The sequence below is a fragment of the Micromonospora sp. DT4 genome (assembly GCF_049841675.1).
Taxonomy (GTDB): domain Bacteria; phylum Actinomycetota; class Actinomycetes; order Mycobacteriales; family Micromonosporaceae; genus Micromonospora.
Genome location: NZ_JBNCKT010000070.1, coordinates 1 through 18,234 on the forward strand (window position 1 = coordinate 1; position 18,234 = coordinate 18,234).

The window sequence follows — 18,234 nt, forward strand, 5'->3', positions numbered from 1 at the left end:
TGGGACAGCTACCCAAGCGCGGGGCCTAGCTAGATCAACTTCTTGATCCCTGGTCGCACGTCCGTTAGCAACGCCCCCGGCAGGGCCGATCAGCACCACCAGCTCGGGGCCGGCGACGTCGGGTAGCTTCGCGTCGGTCATCTGGTCACTCTCTCCTCAGCTGGCGATCCGGTGGTGGACCGGCCGTCCGGTCTCCCAGTCGACCGGCCCACCTCGGTAGATCCGGTAGGGGCGGCCCTCACGGGCGGCCCGCACGCGGGCTCGGTGGTCCATGTCGGCCAGGCGGGCGGCGACCCGCTGCTCACGGGTGGCGCGAGGCTCGTCGAACTCGGCCCACGTGCCTCGCATGTCGTTGATGTCGGCGTCGTACCGGCCCCGTAGGTACGCCTCGGTGGCGATGGCGAGCACCTGCTCGGCGGTGTAGAGCTGCGCTGCCATCGGGTCCTCCCTGCGGTAGGTCGTCGTCCTGGGCTCCGCCATGCCGGGGCTGCTGGTCGCGGGCAAGGGCTGCCCGGAGGGCACCGCGTAGCGGCGTGGCCCTTGCGGGCGACCAGCGGGTCTGGCATCCCTCCGGGGCAGGTCGACGTCCTGCGGCAGGGAGGGCTGGTGAAGCACTGCGGGTACGTCTCGCACCTGTCGCACTCTCTCCGGGCGTGGTGAGGGCCGGGGCTGGCTCGCCCCGGCCCTGCTGGTCACTTCTGGTGGGTGGCGGTCCACGCCTCGGCGCACGTCTTGTGGCACGGCTTCCCGGCCGGGCTCCGCAGTGGAGTCGGTCGGCCGCAGATCACGCAGGGCTGGTTGTCGCCGACGGCGCAGTGCCGCCAGTCCAGAACCGGCCCGTCGCTGCCCCTGGCCACCGGGTCACCCGAGCGGAAACAGCTGGTGGGCGGCGTCCATCGGGCTCAGCCCGTCGACCACCGCCACGAGGATGTCGGCGTGGCAGGGCTTCGTGACCGGGCACCAGCACACGAGGGTCTTGCCGGCCAACGCGGCGCGGGCGGCGGCCACGAGATCCGGGCGGCGGTCGAGCAGCTGCGCGTACGCCTTCACGGCCGCTGCTCGCTCGCTCTCGCTGCCCCGGTAGGGGTTGCCCCACCGGGTCGGCCGGCCGACGTACACGGCGCCCGCGGGCATCTGCCACCCGGCGGTGCGCCGGCGCTGGATCCGCCGGCTCACCGGGTCACCGCCTCGGCGCCCAGCGGGTACTCCCGGACTCGAAGGTCGGCCGGCCAGTATGACCAGTCGCCGCCCTTGCTGTCCGCGCCGTGCTGCTTGGCCCACGCCGCGCCGAGCTGCTTGACGAACGGGGCGGTGCCCCACCGGTCGCAGCGGGCGATCAGGTCGCGCACCCACTCCAGCGCCAGCGGCCGGGCGCCCGGCCCGGACTCGCCGCCGGCGATCAGCCAGTCGATCCACGACAGGTCCAGCCCGTCCAGCGGGCCCAGCAGCGGCTCCGCCGAGACGAACCGGACGGCGGCCTGGTCGACGGCGCGCAGGTCGTCGACGCGATCGAGGTAGTCGGCGCTCTCGACGCTGACCCCGATCCACAGGTTCTCCGGCCACTCCAGCCGCGACGCGACCCGAGACAGCCTGCGGGCCCGCTTGGTCAGCACCATGTACGTGTGCTGCGGCGTCGCTGCGGCCGTCTCGAACACCCGCTGTACGAACTCCAGCGGCACCCGCGCGTGGAACAGGTCGCTCATGCTGTTGACGAAGATCCGTTCGGGCTGGTGCCAGCCGTGCGGCGTCGTGAGGGTGTCCGGGTGCAGCGTCAGCCCGAACCCGGGGCCGGAGGTGCGCGGGTCGCCGTCGACCTGGTACTTCGCCGACCCCATTGCCTTGAGCCGGCGGGCCATCGTGAGGGCGTAGCACTTGTGGCACCCGGGGGAGACGCGGTCGCATCCGGTGCTCGGGTTCCAGACCTTGGTGGCCCATTCGATGCTGGTGTCAGCCATGATCGGTCGCTCCTTTCAGGGGGTCAGCGGCCGAGCCGGCGGGGGCGGTTCATGTCGCGCAGCACCTGGTCGCACGCCGCGTCGGTGTCCCGGGTCGGGGGCTTGCTCTGCCAGTCGTACGGGGGCAGGGACGTGCTGGTGTCGGTGCGCTTGTCGTTCTTGGCCATGTCCGGGGTTCCCTCCCGGTTGGGCTCCCTGGTCGGCGTTCCTGCGCCGGTGAGGAGCGGTGTGGGTGGCCGCCTGCTGGCGGGCCTGGCGGGGGACCGGATCCCGGGGGAGCCGGTCCCCACCGGCCCCGTCAGCCGACCTCCACGCAGTCCACGCAGACGGTGGTGGCGTTGAGCAGCACGGCCACCTCGTCACCCGGGTGGATCGCGGCGCGGCAGTGGTGGCAGGTCATGGCCTGCTCGGCGGTCTCCCACCGCGTGACCGGGATGTCGATGTCGAGGAACGGCACGGGCTCCGTACGCTGGTCAGTCATGGTCGAGGTTCCCTCTCGATCTAGGCCCCCGGTCGGGTGTTCCTGCACCCCCGGGGGCTGCCTTCATCACTGGTCGCTGGCCTCGGCGCGGACCGAACGTGGGCCCGGCCCGCGCCGATAGGGGACTACTTCCAGCCCAGGCCGGTGAGGGCCTGGAGCTTGGCGGTGGCGTTCTCGACGTCCTTGCGGGCCTGCCGGCCGCCGACGACCTTGTTCGCGGTCATCGCGTTGGCGAGCTGCTGCTTGGCGGCCTCGACGTCGGACTTCTTCGCCATGAGGGGTTTCCTCCCTGGATGGCTCTCTGCCGGTGCTGAACCCACCGGGCAGGAGAGCGGCTGACCGTCGACCTGACGGCCCCGCGCGGGTCGGACCGACAGCGGTCCGGCCCCACGGGGCTGCCAGGTGGGCAGGTCAGGGGAGGTGCGAGAAGTGCGACACCGCTGCTCGAGTGCGGTCCTTGTACTGTGCTGAGTCATGGTCGGGGTTTCCTCCCGATCAAGGCCCCCGGGTCGGCGCTGAACCCGCCGCCGGGGGCCGACCTACATCACCGGTAGCCGGTGCTCCGGCTGCTGATCTGCGGACCAACCGGCGGTGCGTCGAACGCCGGGAGGCCCATCACCTCCCGCACGATCTCGTCGACTCGTACGGCCAGTTGCTGCGCCTGGACGTGCGCGGTCCGCTCGTCGACGTCGAGCCGGGCGCTCACCCGGATCTCCATGCGGCCGTTGCCGTCGATGTCCTCGATCCGGGTCGCCACCAGCCGGCCGTACCGGGTCCGCCAGGTCATCGGCTCCGACCGGTGCTCACCGCTCGGGTAGCCGTGCTGCGCCGTGCACTGGTGATCACCCGCGCAGAAAGGCGGGCACACCCTCGGAGGTCTCCGCCATCGGCGGCCTGTCACGTTCATGGCTCCACCATGCACCGGATTTGTCAGTCAGTCAACAGCTTGACTGACTGACCCGCTGTGCCTAGAGTTGATCGTGCAAGCCGTCATCGGCTCAGTCAGGGGATGGGATGCTGTCGGTCACCCCAAAGCACTTCAGGGAGATCCGAGTGAGCACAGGCCGCAGCAAGAACACCGACCAGGGAGAAACCATGCCGACCGCCGCGCCACCCGTCGACGAGCCTCGCGTGAACTTCGGTGGCCGTGTCCGTGAGTCCGTGCGCAAGAGGGCTCGGGTCTACGCCGTACAGAACGACGTCGAACTCCAGGACTTGCTCGACGAGGCCGTTGACGAGTACCTCCGCAGCCGCGGGGCGTAGCTCGCAAATTCCAGCCCCGGCAGCCGACTCGCCATCACCCGCCGGGGCCAGACACGCAAGGAGGAAAACAATGCGCAGTTCCCAGCGTACGGGCCTACCGTCGTGGGACGGCGGCAATCAGGGCTCGACAGGCCGGCCGGCCTGCTCGACCCGGGGGACGGGGGTCGCGCGGTGAGCATTGATCAGGTGTGGTCGTGGATCACGGACCACCCGGACGAGATGCTGTGGGTCGGTATCGGCGTCGGCGCGCTGGTCCTGGTGCTCGTGGTGGTCGGGGTCATCCGGGCACTGCGGGGACAGAACCTCAACGCGAAGGCCAGCATCGGCTTCGGCGTGGTGCAGGCCGGCGTCGCGTTCATCACCATCACCGGTGTCTACGAGTTCTTCCGCCGCACGCTGAACATGCCCGAGGTGGAGGCCGGCCTGTTGGCCGGGTTCATCGAGGCGTGCGTCTGGGCCGCTGTCGGCATGATCTACGCCCACGGCAAGGGCACCACCAAGGACAAGGACGGCGTCGAGCAGCCCAACGCGGGGTTCGGGCCGGCTGGCGGGTTCTTCTGGACCACGGTGACCGGCGGTGGTCTGCTGGCGATTCTGGGCAGCGAGAACGGCTCCGTAGCGGTCGGCCGGGTCGTGGTGGTCGTGCTGGGCAGCTACATGTGGTACCTGCGGCTGTTGCAGGTCACCACCCGCAGCGGCAAGAAGACGCAGTGGCGGTGGACGGCCAAACGCGCGTTCCTGGCCATCGGCGCGATGGCGCCGGAGGACGAGGACGTCGACGACGAGAACCGCGAGTGGCAGGTGCGACAACTCGCACGCGCGATCCGCTGGAGCAACGGCCGGTGGCCGTTCCGGTGGCTCGGTGAGCGGTCGATGGTCAAGCGGGCCGAGACCACGCGGGAGGACGTGCTGGCCGAGGCCCGCCGCCGGTTCGCCGCCGCGCACGTGATGAAGACGAGCGTCAATCCGACGTCGGAGGTCATGAAGACGGTTATCACGTCGGTGGAGAAGGCGCAGCAGCCCGTCGACGAGCAGGACGTGGAGCGGGAGCGCGAGGAAGCCGAGCGGGTCGCCGCGGAGCTGGCCACCGTCAACGCCGCACTGGAAGACGTGCGGCAGCAGCTGGCCGCCGAGCGGGAGCGGGCGCAGCAGGTGGCGCAGCAGCGCGACCAGGAGGTCCGGGCGATGCAGGCCGAGCTGGACCAGGTGGCCGCGCGTCGGGACGAGCAGGTGCAGGCCCTGCGCGCGGAGCTGGTCACGGTGCGGCAGCAGTTGGCGTCGGCCGGTGACTCCGGCGCGATGGTGGCGGCGGTGCGGGCCGAGCTGGACCAGGTCGCCGCGCAGCGGGCCGACGCACAGCGGACGGCTGAGGAGCGCGGACGCGAGGCGGCCCAGCTGCGAGCCGAGCTGGACGCGCTGCGGGAGGAACTGGACGAGGCCCTGCGCAACGCTCGGCCGATCGGTGGCCGCGCGGCAGAGCTGGCGAAGGAGATGGCGGCCGGTGTGGAGCTGGACGCGGCGAAGGTCTCCGAGCGGTACGGCGTCGGTGACCGGCAGGCTCGACGGCTGCTGACCGAGGCGAAGAAGCTGGTCGACGCGCAGGACGGGACGCTGGCGGGAGCCGGCGGCCGATAGGGCGACGGGGTCGACCGAGTCGTACTCGTGATCTACGGTGACGGCTCGGTCGCATCCCGCGACATCAATGGACCGGGGCGGCGCGGACACGCCGCCCCGGCATGAACCGGAACAGGAGAGATAGCTCCATGTCCCAGCAGAAGAACGGTAGCGACCTGCAAGCGGGCGCTGTCGCCACCCTCGGTGGTAGCGGCTTGATGTACCTCGCCGGGGTGGCCGGAGAGCAGCTCAACGCCAACGCGGCGGCCGGGCACGCGGCCGTGCTCGACATCTTCGCCGGCACCATCCCCACCGGGTTGTTCGGGATGGGCGCGGCGGCCACCGTGTGGGGGGCGCACACCCTCTACCGGCGGCTGAACCGGCGCGGCCGGGTCCGCGCCCGGTACGACAACCCCGGCTGGGCTGACTGGATGGCGCTGCGCAAGCACCTGTCGCCGGTGTCCACGATCCGGGTCGCGGAGCACACCCGGGCGTCGTACAAGCACATCACCTGGTGGAACCGGGCGTGGCACCTGCGGCAGTTCCGCAACGCCCTGGACGTCACCGACCACGGCGTCTACCTCGGCGAGTCGGTCGTCGGCCCGGCGTACGCGCGCCGGCTCTACGCCTCCTACCGGGACGTGATCCTGGCGATCGCGCCACCGCAGTCCGGCAAGACCGCGTGGCTGATGGGCGCGATCATCGACGCGGCCGGCGCCGTGGTGGCCACCAGCACCAAGCACGACATCTACGAGATGACCCACCAGCTGCGCGGCGGCGAGGGCCGGCCGGTGCTGCTGTTCAACCCCGCCGGGCTCGGCGCGCTGGAGTCGACGCTGCGGTGGAACCCGGTGCGCGGGTGCGACGACTACGCCACCGCGCAGAGCCGGGCCGCGTCGATGACCCGGGGCGTGCGGGCGATGCGGCAGAGCCACAGCGACGACTCCGGGTTCTGGGAGGACCAGGCCACGAAGGTGCTGCGGTGCTTCCTGATGGCGGCGGCGCTGACCGAGCAGGGCATGGACACCGTGGCGAAGTGGGTGGCCACCCCGACCAACCACCAGGCGCTGGAGATCCTGCGGGAGCACTCCAACCGGGTGCCGACCGGCTGGGTCGGGGAGCTGCGCCAGGTCGTCACCACCGAGGCGGAGAAGACCCGCGACAGCATCTTCCTGACCCTGTCGCAGTCGATGCAGTTCATGGCGAACCCGGCCGTGGCCGCGATCGTCGCCCCGGGGCAGGGTGAGAACGCGCTGGACCTGGACACGTTCATCGCCTCCCGGGGCACCCTGTACCTGCTCGGCGACGACAAGAGCCTCGCGCCGCTGCTGGTCGCGTTGACGCAGCACCTGTTCGAGGGGGCGAAGGTCCACGCCTCCCGCCAGCCCGGCGGCCGGCTGGACCCGCCGATGTCGTTCATCCTCGACGAGGCCGCGCTGATCGTGCCGGTCGACCTGACCCGGTGGGTCGCCGACGCCGGCGGCCGGAACATCGCCATCATCATCGCCGCGCAGGCCCTCGCCCAGCTCTACGAGATCTACGGCGAGCGCGGCGGCCAGGTCGTCAAGACCGCCGCGAACACCCAGCTGTACTTCGGTGGCCTGACCCTCACCGAGGATCTCAACGCCATCGCCGAGGCGTGCGGCACCTACGTCACCAAGCAGCACACCGAGACCGAGGGAGAGCGGCGCGGCCGGTCGACCTCCACCACCGAGGTTCGGCGGCCGACCATCGAACCGGCGCTGGTGCGGGAGATCCCCGAGCACCACGCCCTGGTGCTGCACCGCACCGCACCGCCGACGCTGATCCGGACCACGCCGGCGTGGGAGCGCCGCGACGTCAAGCGCGCCCAACGTGCCGCTCGCAAGTCGGCCAGCATCCCGGCGCAGCGCGTCGACGACGTTGTCGGCGAGGAGCCGGTGCGCGACGTCGAGCCGGAGCGGACGCCGCGGTGACCACCGTGCCGCCGGCGGGCGCCAACCTGGCCGGGCAGATCCTCGCGCTCGGCGAGGATCTGCACCGGCTGCGCGGGCAGCTCGCCGACCTGTCCGGTATCGGTGAGCAGGTCACCGCGCTGGTCGACGACGTGACCGTGCTCCAGGAGCAGGTGCAGCACCTGCTCGACGCGGCCGGCGACAAGCCGGTGCGGGTGTGGGACTGGTCGGCCATGAACAAGGAACAGGCCGCGGCTGCCTGGCACATCCTGATCGACTGGGTGCGCGACATCCTCGCCGGAACGTACGGGCTGGTCGGTCACGTCGGCGGCCGGCAGCGCAAGATCCCGCCGTGCTGGTACCGGCATCCCGAGGTCGTCGTCGAGCTGTCCTGGCTGTGCCAGGAGTGGCACCGCCTCTACCGCTCGGCCAAGGGCACCCCGGCCGGCGCCGGGGAGTGGCACGACCGGTGGCTGCCCAGCCTGGTCAACCGGCTGCTCAGCGAGTCCACCGTGGCGGCCTGCGCCAAGGAAGACAGCCACGTCGAACCCCGCCCCACCACGTCGATCGACGACAACAGCGCCCTGGTGGCGGTCATCGAGGCCGACATGGCGGCCCGACCGGCGGCGCCGGTACCCGGCGCGTAGACGCCTCCACCGGCCACGGCAGGCCCTCACCCCAACCGGGGTGAGGGCCTTGCTCGTGTTCGGGGTGGCCGGTGTCGGACCGGTCTGGCACGCTGGCGCGGCAGTGACACAGGGCAATCTCTTTGTAACGGAGGATCGCGGACGTGGAAGAACCGGAGGGCCGTCAACGGCGGCTCGGGATGGGCGCGGTGGGACAGCTGCTGGGCGTGCCCCGGCTGACCGTGTGGTGGTGGGTCAAGACCGGGAAGCTGACCGCGACGGGCGTCGATGACGGCCAGATGTGGTGGTCCGAAGACGACGCCTACGCGTGGGCGCTGAGCCAGCCCGAGGAACGGTGGTCCGGGCGGGTGCCGGTGACGGCCTGGTCGCCGATGCCGAACCACACCGCCTTCATTCGCGCGGTGGAACTGCCCGGGGCGGTCGCGCTGCGCTGGCAGACCAGGGAAGGCCCGATCCACCTGGTGTGGCCGCTGCCCACCCGCCAGCGGACGCCGCACCAGCATCGGCGGTGGGCCGAGCAGCTCGCCCCGCGCGGCGAGGGCGCGGTGGTCGTGGTGTCCGACGGGCTCTCCCTGCGGCACGGGCCGGAACTCAAGGCCCTGCTGCCCGGCCTGCCTGATCGCACCTACACCCCGACGTGGCTCGACCTGGCCGGGGTGTTGGGCCAACCGCTGCCCTGGTGGCCACGGAACCTGCGAGACAAGCAGCTGCTGCTGAACTGGGAGCCGTCGACAGAGCCGCCGGTCACCGTGATGGCCGCTCCCGCGCTGGATACCGGCGCGCTGCTCATGATGGCCTCCACCTACCCCGAAGCCCATCCCGCCGCCCGGGTGCTGGTCAACCTCGCACGTCTCGCACACGCCCAAGCCGCCGCCTCCGCCGAGCAGACCATCAAGCTGGTCGAGAAGGCCAAACTGCCGGACGGGGTACTGCGGATCGCTGCCCGGCCGCTGCCGGTACCCGAAGCCGACCTGGACGACATCGAGCCCACCCAGCGCCGCGCCGGCTGGCTCGACCTGCTCGCCCGCACCGACGACCTCGCCCGCCGCTGCGTCCGCGAGGTCACCGACTGGGACGCCGGCGCTGACCTGCCCTACAGCAACCCGCAGCACATCGAGGAAGTCGAAAGCACCTGGGCGTTCAAGTGGACACAGCGGCTCATCCCCACCCAACGCACCGCCGCGTTCGAGCTACTCACACGGTCCGGTGAGCCGGGTGACGCCCTGGTCGACCCGGACACCGACGCCCCGGTCTGGCGCAGCGGCGGCGACTACACCGCCGCCATGCCGCAACGCCTGCCCGCGACCGCCCCGCTGGCCGAGCTGATCCTCGACGGGCCGGTGTGGATCCGCACCGCCGACGGGAAGATCTACCCCGCGCCCAGAGACTCCTACTGCGGCCTCGGCTGGGGCTACGGCGGATCCGGCCCCGGGTCGCTCGCCCTGCTCGTCGACGCGCTGCTCGACGACATCAACGCCCAAGCCCCCGCCGACATCAACGGCGCACCCGAGGGCCTGGAGGCGCTGCTGTCCCGCAAGCTGCCCGACCGCACCGTGCTCACCCGCGCCCAGCTCGAAGCGGCCCGCCGCGGGGAGCCGGTCATCATCGCCGTCGACGACGTCGACCAGGACGAAGACGAGGACGAGGACGACGCATGAGCACCGACACCACCACGCCGGCCGGGCCGGCGCCGATCGAGGACACCGACGCCAGCTGGCCGGCCATGCTCAACGAATGGGCCGGCGACCTGTGGCGCCGGCTACACCGTGGCCGGCACCGCGAGGACTGGCCGCCCGAGTGGCTCATCCCGGCCGCCGGTGCCGCCGGGGTGCTACTCGTCGCACTCCTGCTGTTCGGGCTCGTCCTGCCGCTGCTGCGCTGGATCGGCCGCTTCCTCGTCGACGCCGTCGACGGGGGCCTCGACTGGCTGCGCGACTGGAACCTCACCCACGTCGTGCTCGACCCGGTCCGCGGCTACCTCACCGCCCACTCCGCCGGCCTGCCCATCGACGCCGAGACGCTGTGGTGGACCTGGTGCGCCGCCGGAGTCGGCCTGTTCGCGTTCGCCTTCCTCTGGCGGGCCGTCGCCGCCCGGCTCGGCTGGGTCCTCTTCGGCGCCGCCACCGTGGCCATGGTCTGGGCCACCACCACCGGTCCCGCCCGCACCACCACCGCCGGCATCGCCGCCCTCTGGTGGATCGTGCTCAGCCTCTTCGCGCTCCGCCGCCCCTGGACCCAGCAACGCGTCACCGTCCACCTGCCCGAGCTGCCCTGGCTCGCCCGCATCGTGCAACGCCGCGAGTAGCACCCCTCGCACACGGCAGGGCCCCCACCGATCGGTGGGGGCCCTGCGCTGTTCACCCGTCTTCTACGCGACCTACGGCCGGGGCGGCGTCTCGCGGGGGAAGGGCCAGTCATCCGGCGAGTGGAAACCGTTCGGAGAACCGGTCGCCCACTTGACCCAGTCGTCGACGCCGTTCAAGAAGTTGATCGACAGCGGCGGTAGAGGCGGGCTCACGGCCGGATACCCGCCCTGAGCCATGGCCACCTGGGACTCGTAGCCCTCGTGCCGGGCGTCGTCGCAGGTGACCGGCTGGCCCAGCCTCTTCTGGGTGACGGGCGAGGCAGCGTCAAGGCCGAGAATCCACCGGCAGACGGCCGTGCCGCCACGGGCGTACTCCCGGGTCGACCAGCGAGTCCGCTCGTCTGCGGGCACGAGGACACGAGGAATCCAGTTCAGCATGTACTCGATCTCTTCGCGGCTCTTCAGCTTCGGTACGTAGCGCACGCTGCCGGTCATCGCCGCCTCCCCTCCGTCGTTCCTATCGACGGTAAGCCATAGGTGCGTCACCGTTCATATCCACGGGAGCGGGACCGCTCTGCTTGCTGCTGCCGCTCGCGCATGAGCCGCGCCGACTCCCGCCGCGCGTTCTCCTCCTGCTCGGCGGCGCGCTGGGCGGCCTGCTGGCCACCGCCGCGCTGGGCGGCCTCGGCCCGCTGGGTACGGCGCTCCAGGTAGGTGCGGGCCTCGCGCAGCTCCTGCTCGATGGTGCGGGGGAACGCGCCGGCGGCCACCCGGGCGGCCTGCGCCGCCTGCTGCTCGGGCTCCGGCCGGGCCTCGGTCGCGGCGACCGGCTCGGGCTCGGGTGCCCGCTCGGCGGCACGCTGCTGCGGGAACGCCTGCGCCGCGAGCTGCGCTGGGGTGGGCGTAGCCGGCTGCTCCGGCTCCTCAACCTCGGCCGGCTTCACCTCGACCTGCGGCGCGTCGACCACGGCCTGCGAGGGCTCGGCGGCGTCGGTCTCCAGCTCGACGTCCGCCTCGGCCTCCCGCACCTGCGGCGCGTCGACCTGCTCACCGGTGTCGACCTCGGCGTGCTGCTCCAGCTCGGCGGCGTCTCGCTGGGCCGGCGCGTTCTCGGCTTGGTCCCGCTCGGCTGCCTCCTGCTCGTCCCGCTCGGTGTCGCCGGCGGCGGCCTGGTCGACGTCGACCGGCTCGACCTCGGCCTGCGGCTGCCGGTCGACCTGGCGGCGGTCCAGCTCGGCGCCGGCGGCCTGCGCGGTCTCGCGGACGTCTTCGCTGTCCTGACGCCACGCGGCGTGCGCGGCGGTGATCTCCTCGTAGGTGGCGGCCTGCTCGGCGTAGCCGGCGGCCATCTCCCGCCACGCGGCCACGCGGGCTTCCAGCTCGGCGCGCTCCTGGGCGTCGGTGAGGGTCGCGGCTTCCGCCTCGGCGAGGGTGGCGCGCTGCTCGTAGTCTCGCGCCAGCGTGAACGCCTCGGCCATCTGCGGCCCGAGGTACGGCGGCGCCCACACCTGTTCCCGCTCGTAGGTGGCGAGCATCGCGCGCAGCTGCTCGTCGCTGGCGGCAGCGATGTGCCGGTGCTCGTCCGGCCGGCCGAGCGCCTCGTAGGCGGTGTCCCACGCGGCCCGCTGCTCGACGGCGCTCCGGGGCGGGGCCTGCCCGATGACGGTGCCCTCGCCGGTCACCCCGTACAGCTCGCGGTACGCCTCCACAACCGCGGCCCGCTGCTCCCAGTCGGTGCGCTCCGGCTCCTGCTCGGGCACCTCGCCGAGCCGGTCGACCGCCCACTCGGGGGTGTGCTCGGCGACCCGGCGGCCGAGCTCGTCCTGTCGGGCCTGCATCGCCTCGGCGACCTCGCGGGCGAACTCGCCTTCGGGGCCCTCGATGTCGGGGGTGCGGGCCAGCCAGTCCGGGCCGGCCGGCTCGTTCTCCGGGGTCCGGCGGGCAGCGGCCTGCTCCACCCGGTACTGGAGCAGCGCGCCCAGCTCCCGGGCGTCGGCGACGCTGCGCGGGTCGCCGACCGCGTCGCGTAGCAGGGCCTCCACGTCGTGGCCCTGGAGCTGTGCCTCCCGCAGGTGCCGGTACAGCGGGTCGGCCCGCTCGGCGTCCAGCCGGGCGACCGCGTCGGGTCCGAGGATGTCGCCGAGCAGGGTGCGGCACTGCTCGCGGGTGTGCCGGGTGGTGACGTCGACCCACATCGGGGCCAGCGCCGGCATCGACTCGGCGTACTCGAGTCCTTCGCGCAGCGACTCCGTGGCCGACTTCTCGACGCCTTCGCGGTCCAGGATCCGGGTCATCTCCGCCAGCGGCGTCGACGCCTGGGTGTCCTCGGGCATCCCGTCGATGCCGTCCTCCACCGTGCGCTCGGTGACCAGGAACGCCTCGTTGGTCTCGGTGCCCCGGGTCAGGCCGACGTAGGCGTGCTCACGGGTCATGCCCTGGTCGGCGTCGCCGTAGGTGTAGCCGCGGTCCGCGTTGCGGCCCTGGGTGGCGTGGATGGTGCCGGCGTAGCCCAGCGCGGTGTACGTCCGGACGTAGTCGGCGTCCAGCCGGACGGTGCCGGCAAGCTGGTCGCGGCCCTCGGCGTCCAGGCCAGTGAACCGGCGCACCGTGAGGGATCCGTCCTCGTGCAGCTCGGTCACCCGGTAGACCCGCCGGTTGATGACCTGCAAGCCCTCGCTGTCGACCAGCCCTGATTCGTTCTCGCGAGTCTGGACCAGGTCGCCGACCCCGGCGACGTTGCCGCCCATGACCGCCGCGCCGCCCTCCTCTACCCGCCCGAGGCGCACCAGCTCGGCGCGGATCCGGGCGGACAGGTCGTCGGCGATGTCGTTGGTCGGGGTGGTCAGGGTGGCGACCTTCCCGTCCAGCACCGCCGCGACGTACCGGCCGACAGACTTCTCGGTCATCTCGTCGGCGGTGCCGCCGTGCAGCCGGCCGTGCTCCTCGTACGCGGCGAGCGCCTCGGCGCGGCCCTCCCGCAGTCCGAGCGACGCCTCGGCCTCCCAGTCACGGACCTGGCCGTGCTCGTCGCGGAACCGGCGCACCGTGCGCAGCTCGTACGCCTCGGTCTCCTGCCGCAGCAGCCGGAACCCGCCGCCGGCGCCCACCGACTGGAGCTGCCCGTCGTCGCCGACCGTGGCCATCTTCGCCCCGGCGTCAGCCACGATCTGCACCAGCTCAGTCATGTCGTCGTGCCGAGCCATCGCGGCCTCGTCGACGATGACCAGGTCACCCGGCCTCACCCCAAACCGCACCCGGTCCTCTACCGGGCCCTTCCCAGCCTGAAGCATCAGGAAGTACTCGATGTTGGTGGTGGTGGTGACGCCGGCTTCGGCGAGCACCCCGGCGGCGATGTTCGACGGGGCGAGCCCGATCACCCGGCCGCCGGCCTCTTCCCACGCCTTCGTGATGATGCCCTGTGCGTAGCTCTTCCCGGTGCCGGCCGGGCCGACGATGACCGACACCTGCCGGCCGTCGCCGAGCACCCCGCGCACCGCGGCGGCCTGGTCCTCGCCCAGCGTCGACGCCGCAATGGCGTCCTCGATCTGCTCGGGGGACAGCCGGGGCGCGTCGGTGCGGGAGGCGGTGGCCACCATCCGCTCTTCCTCGCGCAGCTGCGTCTCGGTGGAGTACCGCTCGGCCCGGCCCGGCTGGTAGATGCTGCGCCCATCGGACTCCCGCCGCAGCTGCGGCGGGGTGTTGACGACCTCGAACCCGGACACCTGCACCACGCCGTACCCGCCACTGGTCAGGGCCTCATCGGTCAGCGACTCAAGAAGCGCGGTCACCCCGCCCGCCTCGTCGGCGGCGGTGCCCAACTGCTCGGGCAGCGCCCGGGCCATGCAGCGCATCACGTCGTCGCGGGAAAACTTCGCCCGCTCCGACTGCACCTCACCCAACGCCTGCGCGATCACCCGGCCCCGGTCCAGCACCGGCGTCGGCTGGTCGGCGCGCATCCGGGCCAGCCGGCGGTTCACCGCGGCGGCCTCGGCGTTCTCGGCCATCTGCGCGTGGGTCCGCCGGTCAGCGGCGACCGCCTCACGCTCCCACCGGTCAACCAGCTCGTCCATCGGCACCGCCGCGTCCTTGCGGTCCCGGGTCTGCAACGCCGCCCGCTCCGCCATCTTCGACAGCGTCTGCGGCGACGGCTCATGCCCGGTGCGCTGCCGGTACAGCTCCACGTACTCGGCCAGCTCACCCTTGATCTGCTGCCGGCGCGTCGACGCGGCCTCCCGGTCGTCCAGGGTGATCCCGATGACCTCGCGGGCCTTGCCGTCCTCCCGAGTCTCCAGGTCCACCGGCAGATCCCGGGTCAGCTGCTCCTCCATCGTGCGGTGGTACACCGCCTCCATGCCCGGACGGGCCTTGTGCAGCGCCCGCGAGTCCAGCGTCCGCCACACCACCGTGCCGTCGTCCTCGACGGTGGGCACCCGGTTGAGCACCTGGAGATGCGAGTGCATCTGCACGTCACCGGCCCGGCTGGTCTCGTGCAGGAACTCCGCAGCGATCCACTCGTGCGCGTCGACGTACCGGCCCACCGTCGCCCCGTCCGGGCCGGCGCTGCCGTGGTAGCCGGCGCGGCTGAAACCCGCCTCCCGCTGGAGGTACTCCAACGCCGCGGCGACCCCGGCGCGGTGCGCGGCCTCGACCTTCGCGGCGTCCTCGGTGCGGCCCTGCGCCAGCAGACCCGCCCGGTACAGGCTGATCGACTTCTGCGCCGAGAACGTCACGTCGAACGACCCGTTGGCCTTCGGCTGCTTTGACTCGATCAGCCGGCGCAGCTCCTCGCGGCGGTGCGCGTCGGCGTCCGGCTCGGCCTTCAACGCCTCCGCCAGCCGCTCGTCGACCGACTTGTACTGCCGAGGCGCGCGACCCAACCGGGCGCCCTTGAGTAGCTCAGCGTGGTGGTCCTTCGCGTCGTCGCCCGTGAGCCCAAGCTCCCGGATCTCGACCTCCGCGCGGGCGGTCAGCTCCGCGTGCAGACGCGGGTCGCACAGCTCACCGAACAGCACCAGGTGCTCTTCCTTGACCACCTCGGAACCCTGCTCGTACCCGAGCCGCTCCACCCCCGCGCCGAGCCACCGCGCGGCCGGGCCGACCTCCTGACCCTCGTGGTAGTACGCCTGACGATCATGCTCGTGTGCCCGGCACTCCCACGGGTAACGCGCACCGGCCATCCCCGCAGGGATGGGGGTCACGCGCACGGTCATGGATCGATCATAGCTGATGATCTTGAACCAGTACATTGCAATGCCTTGGTGTGACGGTTCAAACTAGGTTCTTGTGCGGTGGGTTGTTGGCTGTGCTGGTGGTGGGTGACTGAGTGGGGTGGACGGTGCTGATGCGACGGTGCTGGGTCTGAGCGAGGGGTGCGAGGTGGTGACGGTGGCTGACTGGGTGGGGCCGGCGGTAACGGCGGTGCTTCGGGTTCGGCGGTCCGGTTCGCGGGTGGGGTGCGCCGCTCACGGCGCGGTCTTCGGGGCTCGCGCGCCACGCGCTGGCGGCCGTTGGGCGGGTTCCGCCAACGGCGTCCGGGCCACCGGCGGGCCGCTGCTGGTAACGCCTTCCGGCACCCGTTGCCGGTCCGCTAACGGTGCCGCTAGCCCCCCGCCCGCCGTCACGGCCGGTAACCGCGCGCCGGGCGTCACGCCGCGCCGCCGGACGGCGGCCGACCGGTGGTGACCACCCGCAAGACGACGCACGACGGCCGCCAGGTCGTCCACTTCGACGCCAGCGACGGCACCCACCTCGGCTACCTCGACGTGGCCACCGGCCAACCCGGCGACGTCCACCTCGGCCGCGCCACCGAGTTCTACGCCGCGCTGGCCACCTGGCGAAAGCGCCACCCCACCCCACCCCGCACCGGCCCGCCTGAGCTGGTCCACCACCTCACCCCGCCCACCGCGCCGGCCGGCCCGGTCACCCCGCCCACGCACCTGGGCAACGACGCGTACGGGCCGCCACCACAAGACCCACCAGTCGGCGTGACCATCCACGAACGCCCAGCTCAACGCCCACCCGCCCAACGAGGACAACGCGCACAGCAGGGCTGGACCGACCTCGCCGCCAACAAGCCCGGCCAGGGCGCGGCCACCGTCGCCGCCCAGCTGCGCCGCGAACGGCCCCTGGCCACCTTCCTCGCCCGGCTCCTACGCCTATGCACCGACGAACGCGCGTGGCGCATCGGCGCGGCCGGCGAAGTCAAAACCGCCGACTACCTGCGGAAACTCACCCGACCCGGCGGCTGCTGGTACGTCCTGCACTCCGTCCCGGTCAGCACCCGAGGCACCGACATCGACCACGTCCTCATCGGCCCGGCCGGGATCTTCACCATCAACACCAAGCACCACCCGCGCGGGTTCGTCTCCACCGGCCCGGCCGGCATCACCGTCAACCGGCACCCCACCGCGTACGCGGCCAAAGCCCGCGCCGAAGCCGACCGCGCCGGCCGGCTCCTGGGCGCCGCGATCGGCCGCGGCCCGATTACCGTCACTCCGGTCATCGCCGTCGTCGGCGCCGGCGTACGCGGCGACCACCAGCCCCAAGGCGTGACCGTGCTCGCCGCGCCCAAACTCGCCCGCTGGCTCCGCCGACAGACGACCGTCCTCACCCCGGACACCGTGACCAAGCTCCACGACATCGCGCGCCGCTCCACCACCTGGCTCCCCTGACCGGACACCGACATGACCGGCCCGCCGGTCACCCATGTCCACCACCCGGCCATCGGCCTGACCGCCCGGACATCGCCATGTCCACCGCGCCGGACCCCGGCATGACCGCCCCGGTCATCACCATGTCCACCCGGACTTCGGCATGACCGCCACGGCGGACACCGAGATGACCGGTCACCACCATGACCGGACGCTGCGGTCACCGACGTCCGCCCGGACATCGACATGACCGGCGGGGCCGGACATCATGACCACCCGCCACCGCCACGATTCCTCACCTGCGCGAACAGCGCCGTACTCCTCGCACGAGTAGCACCCCCCGCACCGAGGGCAGGCTCTGGCCGAACGGTGGTGCCGGCGATCCCCCGGCACCGGCCATCGCCTCCGACCAGGGCGCGGCCACTGATGTCCACCAGGTCGGCCTCCGCGACCGCCACCGGGTCATCCGAGTGACCACCGTGGCCATCCCCCGTCCGCGACCGGTCATCGGCATGACCGCTTGGACATCGGCATGTCCAACCGCGCCGGTCATCGGCGTGACCGGCGCCGGTCATCACCATGTCCACCCGGACTTCGGCATGTCCACCACCGGCCACCCGCACGACCATCCGGACATCGGCATGTCCACCCGCGCCGGTCACCGGGATGACCGGTCACCACCATGACCGGACGCTGCGGTCATCGACGTCCGCCCGGACATCGACATGACCGGCGGGGCTGGACATGGGTGACCCTCGTGGTCATCACCATGTCCAGCCCCGGACAGCGGTCCCCCGGGTCAGCCGCGACCGCGCGGGGCGTCGCCGCCCCCGGCGAGTCGGCCGGCCAGCGAGGCGACCTGGTTGGTGAGGTCGGCAGCCTGAGCGCGGGCCTCCCGCTCGGCCGCTCGGGCCGTGGTCAGCTCCCCGCGCAGTTCCTGCACCTGCCCATCCCGGTCGGCCAGCCTCGACTCCGCCGACGTCCGCCCGGCCTCGGCCTGGTCCCGCTCCCGCTCCACCACCCGCAGCTGCTCGCGGGCCTCCACCGCGGCGGCCTCGGCCGTCTGCCGCGCGGCGGCCTGGTCCCGCTCGCGCTGGCGAACGTCGTCCAGCTCCCGCTGCACGGTCTCCACCCGCTGCACCGCATGGTCCCGCTCCCGCTCGACGGCGCGCAGCTGCGCGGCGACCTGGTCCCGCTCGGCGCGGCCCTGCTCGACCTCGCGGCCACGCTGGTCGAGCTGCCCGTTCAGGTCATCCACTTTGGCTCGTACCTCGGTCAACTCCCCGCGCAGCTGCTGCACCTGCCCGTCCCGGTCGGCCAGCCTCGACTCCGCCGACGTCCGCCCGGCCTCGGCCTGGTCCCGCTCCCGCTCCACCACCCGCAGC

The 18,234-nt window shown here is 72.4% G+C and carries 17 protein-coding genes and 1 pseudogene; 7 read left to right on the plus strand and 11 right to left on the minus strand.

Translation table 11 applies throughout. The features are described from left to right. Nucleotides 1–156 precede the first annotated feature (156 nt). The 8 genes from ACLQ24_RS19365 to ACLQ24_RS19400 all read right to left on the minus strand — a co-directional run bounded on the left by ACLQ24_RS19365 (nucleotide 157) and on the right by ACLQ24_RS19400 (nucleotide 3,223). A complete protein-coding gene (locus tag ACLQ24_RS19365; RefSeq protein WP_425893125.1) occupies nucleotides 157–438 on the minus strand; it encodes a hypothetical protein in 282 nt (93 codons plus the stop codon). 254 nt (nucleotides 439–692) lie between these two features. After that, nucleotides 693–857 (minus strand): hypothetical protein, encoded by a 165-nt coding sequence (locus ACLQ24_RS19370; protein ID WP_425893126.1) that lies wholly within the window; start codon nucleotides 855–857, stop codon nucleotides 693–695. Nucleotides 858–861: 4 nt separating this feature from the next. Next, entirely contained in the window at nucleotides 862–1,176 is a 315-nt protein-coding gene (locus tag ACLQ24_RS19375) for a DUF4326 domain-containing protein (RefSeq protein WP_425893127.1), read from the minus strand. Further along, a complete protein-coding gene (locus ACLQ24_RS19380) occupies nucleotides 1,173–1,955 on the minus strand; it encodes a DUF5131 family protein (protein WP_425893128.1) in 783 nt (260 codons plus the stop codon). The genes ACLQ24_RS19375 and ACLQ24_RS19380 overlap by 4 nt, the downstream gene beginning before the upstream one ends. A 23-nt stretch (nucleotides 1,956–1,978) precedes the next feature. Further along, nucleotides 1,979–2,122: a hypothetical protein gene (locus tag ACLQ24_RS19385; protein WP_425893129.1), complete on the minus strand. Its 144-nt coding sequence runs from the start codon at nucleotides 2,120–2,122 to the stop codon at nucleotides 1,979–1,981. Nucleotides 2,123–2,253: 131 nt separating this feature from the next. Further along, nucleotides 2,254–2,436, minus strand: a complete 183-nt coding sequence (locus ACLQ24_RS19390; RefSeq protein ID WP_425893130.1) for a hypothetical protein — start codon at nucleotides 2,434–2,436, stop codon at nucleotides 2,254–2,256. 125 nt (nucleotides 2,437–2,561) lie between these two features. Beyond that, nucleotides 2,562–2,711, minus strand: a complete 150-nt coding sequence (locus ACLQ24_RS19395; protein ID WP_425893131.1) for a hypothetical protein — start codon at nucleotides 2,709–2,711, stop codon at nucleotides 2,562–2,564. A gap of 269 nt (nucleotides 2,712–2,980) precedes the next feature. Next, entirely contained in the window at nucleotides 2,981–3,223 is a 243-nt protein-coding gene (locus ACLQ24_RS19400) for a hypothetical protein (protein WP_425893132.1), read from the minus strand. Nucleotides 3,224–3,489: 266 nt separating this feature from the next. Between ACLQ24_RS19400 and ACLQ24_RS19405 the strand changes: the two genes are divergently transcribed. The 6 genes from ACLQ24_RS19405 to ACLQ24_RS19430 all read left to right on the plus strand — a co-directional run bounded on the left by ACLQ24_RS19405 (nucleotide 3,490) and on the right by ACLQ24_RS19430 (nucleotide 10,199). Further along, nucleotides 3,490–3,699 (plus strand): hypothetical protein, encoded by a 210-nt coding sequence (locus tag ACLQ24_RS19405; protein WP_425893133.1) that lies wholly within the window; start codon nucleotides 3,490–3,492, stop codon nucleotides 3,697–3,699. 171 nt (nucleotides 3,700–3,870) lie between these two features. Then, nucleotides 3,871–5,334: a hypothetical protein gene (locus ACLQ24_RS19410; RefSeq protein ID WP_425893134.1), complete on the plus strand. Its 1,464-nt coding sequence runs from the start codon at nucleotides 3,871–3,873 to the stop codon at nucleotides 5,332–5,334. A gap of 128 nt (nucleotides 5,335–5,462) precedes the next feature. Then, nucleotides 5,463–7,268, plus strand: coding sequence for a type IV secretory system conjugative DNA transfer family protein (locus tag ACLQ24_RS19415; RefSeq protein ID WP_425893135.1), 1,806 nt, complete (start codon nucleotides 5,463–5,465; stop codon nucleotides 7,266–7,268). Continuing rightward, on the plus strand, nucleotides 7,265–7,894 hold the full coding sequence (locus ACLQ24_RS19420) for a DUF4913 domain-containing protein (protein WP_425893136.1): 630 nt from the start codon (nucleotides 7,265–7,267) through the stop codon (nucleotides 7,892–7,894). Before ACLQ24_RS19415 ends, ACLQ24_RS19420 begins: the two co-directional genes overlap by 4 nt. A 143-nt stretch (nucleotides 7,895–8,037) precedes the next feature. Beyond that, nucleotides 8,038–9,552 (plus strand): hypothetical protein, encoded by a 1,515-nt coding sequence (locus ACLQ24_RS19425; RefSeq protein ID WP_425893137.1) that lies wholly within the window; start codon nucleotides 8,038–8,040, stop codon nucleotides 9,550–9,552. After that, nucleotides 9,549–10,199, plus strand: a complete 651-nt coding sequence (locus tag ACLQ24_RS19430; RefSeq protein WP_425893138.1) for a hypothetical protein — start codon at nucleotides 9,549–9,551, stop codon at nucleotides 10,197–10,199. Before ACLQ24_RS19425 ends, ACLQ24_RS19430 begins: the two co-directional genes overlap by 4 nt. A 72-nt stretch (nucleotides 10,200–10,271) precedes the next feature. On the opposite strand, the gene ACLQ24_RS19435 is transcribed toward ACLQ24_RS19430, so the two are convergent. Next, a complete protein-coding gene (locus ACLQ24_RS19435; protein ID WP_425893139.1) occupies nucleotides 10,272–10,694 on the minus strand; it encodes a hypothetical protein in 423 nt (140 codons plus the stop codon). A gap of 47 nt (nucleotides 10,695–10,741) precedes the next feature. Further along, entirely contained in the window at nucleotides 10,742–15,409 is a 4,668-nt protein-coding gene (gene mobF, locus ACLQ24_RS19440) for a MobF family relaxase (RefSeq protein WP_425893140.1), read from the minus strand. A gap of 468 nt (nucleotides 15,410–15,877) precedes the next feature. Between mobF and ACLQ24_RS19445 the strand changes: the two genes are divergently transcribed. Further along, complete coding sequence (locus tag ACLQ24_RS19445) at nucleotides 15,878–16,870, plus strand: nuclease-related domain-containing protein (RefSeq protein WP_425893141.1); 993 nt, start codon at nucleotides 15,878–15,880, stop codon at nucleotides 16,868–16,870. Nucleotides 16,871–17,648: 778 nt separating this feature from the next. Here the strand turns inward: ACLQ24_RS19445 and ACLQ24_RS19450 are convergent. Next, a pseudogene (locus ACLQ24_RS19450) lies at nucleotides 17,649–18,234 on the minus strand (hypothetical protein); the annotation flags it as partial.

Excerpts from the sequence above, each read along its gene's own strand:
- ACLQ24_RS19365 (WP_425893125.1), bottom strand. The coding sequence starts at position 438 with ATGGCAGCGCAGCTCTACACCGCCGAGCAGGTGCTCGCCATCGCCACC.
- ACLQ24_RS19380 (WP_425893128.1), bottom strand. The coding sequence starts at position 1,955 with ATGGCTGACACCAGCATCGAATGGGCCACCAAGGTCTGGAACCCGAGC.
- ACLQ24_RS19385 (WP_425893129.1), bottom strand. The coding sequence starts at position 2,122 with ATGGCCAAGAACGACAAGCGCACCGACACCAGCACGTCCCTGCCCCCG.
- ACLQ24_RS19390 (WP_425893130.1), bottom strand. The coding sequence starts at position 2,436 with ATGACTGACCAGCGTACGGAGCCCGTGCCGTTCCTCGACATCGACATC.
- ACLQ24_RS19395 (WP_425893131.1), bottom strand. The coding sequence starts at position 2,711 with ATGGCGAAGAAGTCCGACGTCGAGGCCGCCAAGCAGCAGCTCGCCAAC.
- ACLQ24_RS19400 (WP_425893132.1), bottom strand. The coding sequence starts at position 3,223 with ATGACCTGGCGGACCCGGTACGGCCGGCTGGTGGCGACCCGGATCGAG.
- ACLQ24_RS19415 (WP_425893135.1), top strand. The coding sequence starts at position 5,463 with ATGTCCCAGCAGAAGAACGGTAGCGACCTGCAAGCGGGCGCTGTCGCC.
- ACLQ24_RS19430 (WP_425893138.1), top strand. The coding sequence starts at position 9,549 with ATGAGCACCGACACCACCACGCCGGCCGGGCCGGCGCCGATCGAGGAC.
- ACLQ24_RS19435 (WP_425893139.1), bottom strand. The coding sequence starts at position 10,694 with ATGACCGGCAGCGTGCGCTACGTACCGAAGCTGAAGAGCCGCGAAGAG.
- mobF (WP_425893140.1), bottom strand. The coding sequence starts at position 15,409 with ATGACCGTGCGCGTGACCCCCATCCCTGCGGGGATGGCCGGTGCGCGT.